General features: G+C 32.3%; 5 protein-coding genes. All 5 read left to right on the top strand.

Features of this window, described 5'->3' with window-relative positions:
* Positions 1-849, top strand: an 849-nt coding sequence (locus tag ACW2QF_RS18555; protein ID WP_455717502.1) for a hypothetical protein, incomplete at its 5' end; no start/stop codon positions are given.
* A 14-nt stretch (positions 850-863) separates the two neighbouring features.
* On the top strand, positions 864-1,136 hold the full coding sequence (locus ACW2QF_RS18550) for a PqqD family peptide modification chaperone (protein ID WP_455717501.1): 273 nt from the start codon (positions 864-866) through the stop codon (positions 1,134-1,136).
* Positions 1,137-1,149: 13 nt separating this feature from the next.
* Positions 1,150-3,117 (top strand): asparagine synthase-related protein, encoded by a 1,968-nt coding sequence (locus tag ACW2QF_RS18545; protein WP_455717500.1) that lies wholly within the window; start codon positions 1,150-1,152, stop codon positions 3,115-3,117.
* Positions 3,118-3,183: 66 nt separating this feature from the next.
* Positions 3,184-3,375: a hypothetical protein gene (locus ACW2QF_RS18540; RefSeq protein WP_455717499.1), complete on the top strand. Its 192-nt coding sequence runs from the start codon at positions 3,184-3,186 to the stop codon at positions 3,373-3,375.
* A gap of 144 nt (positions 3,376-3,519) precedes the next feature.
* On the top strand, positions 3,520-3,827 hold a 308-nt coding region (locus tag ACW2QF_RS18535; protein WP_455717498.1), incomplete at its 3' end, for a hypothetical protein.

Genomic DNA, 3,827 nt, shown 5'->3' with positions numbered 1-3,827 from the left:
GACGCATATGAGAGTCTTGAAACAACTGCAGAGGATGTCACAATTGGATCTGGAAATATGCCTGAGTTTATTCTTAATAAGAAGTCAAATGGTAGTTATTCTTCTGTGTTCCTAAGAGAATATAGTTGGGTCTATTACGAGAATGAAGGCGATTTCTTGATGTTAAATGGAAGAGAAATTGTAGTAACTCTTGCAAAACGCTATAACATAAAACATATCCGAGCAATTATACTCGGGACATGCTTAGGAAATATATTATACCAAAGAGAAACAATTGCTATACATGGGGGAGCAGTTGTATTTGGAGATAAAGCAGTAGTAGTGAGTGGTGTATCAGGAGCAGGGAAATCAACAGTATCCTTGGCCTTAAGAGAAAAAGGAGGGGTGTTCTTAGCGGATGATACAGTAGTAGCAATAGCAGAAGAAGATTATATTTATGCTTATCCAGGTTACCCTCAACAGAAGATGTGTAAGGATACGACTACTAGATTTGGATTCGATATCAATACTTTAATTGAATTAGAGGAAGAACGTGATAAGTACGCATTACAACTAACAGAAGAAGAGTTTTGTAATATCAAAAAACCGATACATTTAATGGCCTTTTTGGATATAACCGATGATGAAGAGTTAGTAGTTGAAGAATTACAGGGCAACAATAAACTTCAATATTTACTGCAAAATCAGTATGCTATTGAATCCTTTAGGAGAGGGGGATTGAATAAAAATATATTTAGGAAATGCATAGAGTGTGCCAATCGAGTAAAGATGATACTGATAACTAGGCCGAAAGGTAAGGATTACTCAGATGAAATTAGTAATATCATAATAAACAATTTAGAAGGTTAAGGGAGAGATAGAAGATGAATGGTAAAATCAAACTTATTAAGCACCCAGAAATATCTGAGCTAGCTGGAGAAAAAGTCATGATTGATTTTGAGTCAGGTAAATATTTTATGTTAAAAGGTGCGGCTAATGATATTTGGGACTTGATGCAATATGATATTACAGTGATAGGTATTATTGAGAAGCTTCTTGAAATATATGATGTAGACAGAGAAACATGTGAATCATCGGTACAAGATTTTCTACAGAATCTTGTTGAGAAAGATTTTATAAGCATAGAATCCTGTTAGAGGAGGAAAGAACTTGTCAGCTATTTGGGGATTAATCGATTTTAACAAGAAAAAAGCCTTAGAAAACGAGGCTATAATTATGGAAGAACCATATAAGAAGTATAAGATTGATACATATAACTCATACAATAAGGCTCATATGTGTGTTGGATATGGAGGACAATACTTCACAAAAGAGGCGAAATACGAAACGATGCCCTATCATACTGATAATATAGTTTTTGTGGCAGATGTGATTCTTGACAACAGAGAAGAACTCTTAAACAAATTAAGTATTAATGGATCAACATGTCAAGAATATACAGATGGACAAATTATGTACCATATGATTCGTGAGTATGGAAGAGAGTGCTTTTCTATGTTTCTTGGGACATATTCTTTCTTTTATTATGATATTAATAAAGGAGAGGCTTATTTAGCAGCAGATAGTGTTGCAAGTAGAAGCATATACTATCATTATGATAAAGGAGTACTATATTTTTCTACTTTAATAGATCCGATTATACAAGTTTTAGAACGAAATGTAGATTGGAATCTTAGATGGATTAATGATTATCTTGCATTGAATGAATTAGCCATGTACACAGAGAGTGAAGAAACTCCCTATAAGAATATCTTTAAGTTATCACCAGGTAAAGCATTGGTGCTAACGAAGAATGAATGTGAAAAGATTACATATTATAGCCCGTTCTCTGATATTCATTATAAAAAAAAGGATAAGGAATACAAAGAAGAGTTTATTGAATTATTTAAGTCATGTGTTGAGGATACTTTACGATCAGAAGCGAATACATCCATATTATTAAGCGGTGGATTAGATTCCAATTCCGTGGCAGCTTTTGCCGCACCATACCTTGAGAAAAAGAATGAGAAGTTATATTCGTATACTTCAATTCCTGAATATCAACAAGATAGTGATGAAGGACAATATTACATACATAATGAAAAAGCATCGGTAGAACAGACAGTAAAGGTGTTTAGCAATATCGAACCTAATTTTATTGCGTGTAAAGATAAAAATTGTTGGGATCCTGCAGAAGAAATTATGAGTTACTTTGAGCTTCCATATAAGGCGTTACAGAATGTAATATGGATGTTAGAGGCGATGAAACAAGCAAGAGATAATAATTGTAGAATCATGTTAACAGGTCAGTATGGCAATACAACAATATCCTTCGGTAGTTTTGAAATCTATTTCACAACTCTGTTAAAGAAAGGGAAATTTCTTGAACTATATAAACAAGTAAATGCTTTTAATACTTGCTATCATAAGGGTAGAAGAAATGTGTATAGAGATCTATTTAATGGGTTAAGACGAAAAGATACACAAGTAACAAAAGAAGATATGTTTGGTAAAGTATATGTGAATAAAAAGCTGGTTGAGCTTTATAACACCCAAGAGCGATTTAAAGATAAGAGATATAATATGAATGTTAATTTGAAGCTTACCCAAGAGGAATATCGGCCATATATGTATTACGATAATGCATTAGTTCAAATCGGAGAGATAGAGACTAGAATGTCATTAATGACGGGAGTCCTTCTTAGAGATCCAACAAGAGACAGAAGAATGATTGAATTTTGTTTAAGAATACCAGAACATCAATTTGTGTATAACGGTGTTAGTAGACGATTAGTAAGAGAATATTTAAAAGGATATGTTCCAGACCATATACTTAGTGATTGGGCACATAAGGGAAAACAAAGTGCAGATTTGGTAGATAGAATTAATAAAAATTGGTCTAATATATATCCTCAATGTATTAAGATTACAGAAAGTAAAATAGCTAAAAAATTATTAGAAATTGACACGGTCAAAAAACAACTTGAGGACTATAAAGATGGATTTCCTAAGGGAAGTGATTTTGAAGTTATGAAATTATTATACTCCTTATTATTAGTTAAGTATGTAGAAAAGAAAGAAAGTGGAATGAAATGTAACAATGTTGTTAGAAATGTTGATTTTAACTTGGATATGTAATATTATAACAATATCAAATGAGCAGTAATTATTTTGAAACTTTTATTATCGAAGGGAGAACTTATTATGAAAGAATGGAATTCACCAGAAATGAAGGAATTAAGCTTAAGAGATACAGAATATTTTGCACTTAATGGTACAGTACAAGATGGTACTTATACATCTAACGATGGAAAATATGAAATCCCAACATTTTCAGGTCCAAAAAATGGAGATATTTTTGGAGATGGTAAAACTGGTAGAGGCGGCTGCCGCTAATTAAGTAAATAACTATGATATTAGAAAACAACTTTTTGTAAGCTGAATACCATTTGTGAACAAGTATGTTCGCAAATGGTATTCAGTGATGAAAAGTTGTTATTTTTGCTGGTGTGAGAAATCCGTTTGGGATGAGGTGTAATTTTGCTTAAAATACGAAATTTTTTTAAAGATTGGAGAAATCAATCAAAATATATGGCGTGGCTAATAAGTTACTCTAAGCCATATATCCCAAAGATAGCTTTATTATTATCTCTTGATTTGGTAGCAACGCTTGTAACTGTTGTGTTGGCGGTGGTAACAAAAGATATTATTGATTCTGCAACGAATGGAGGAGCAATAGTACAATCTTTGGTAATATACATAGTAATGTTATTCGGAAGTCAATTGATAACAGTTATATCTAGTATGATTTCTGTGGTTATTAACGAGAAATTCTCTTTTGGTATAAG

This window comes from Anaerosporobacter sp. (assembly GCF_965301125.1).
The sequence above is the reverse complement of the archived record's forward strand: the minus strand, read 5'-3'. Positions and strand labels throughout refer to the sequence as shown.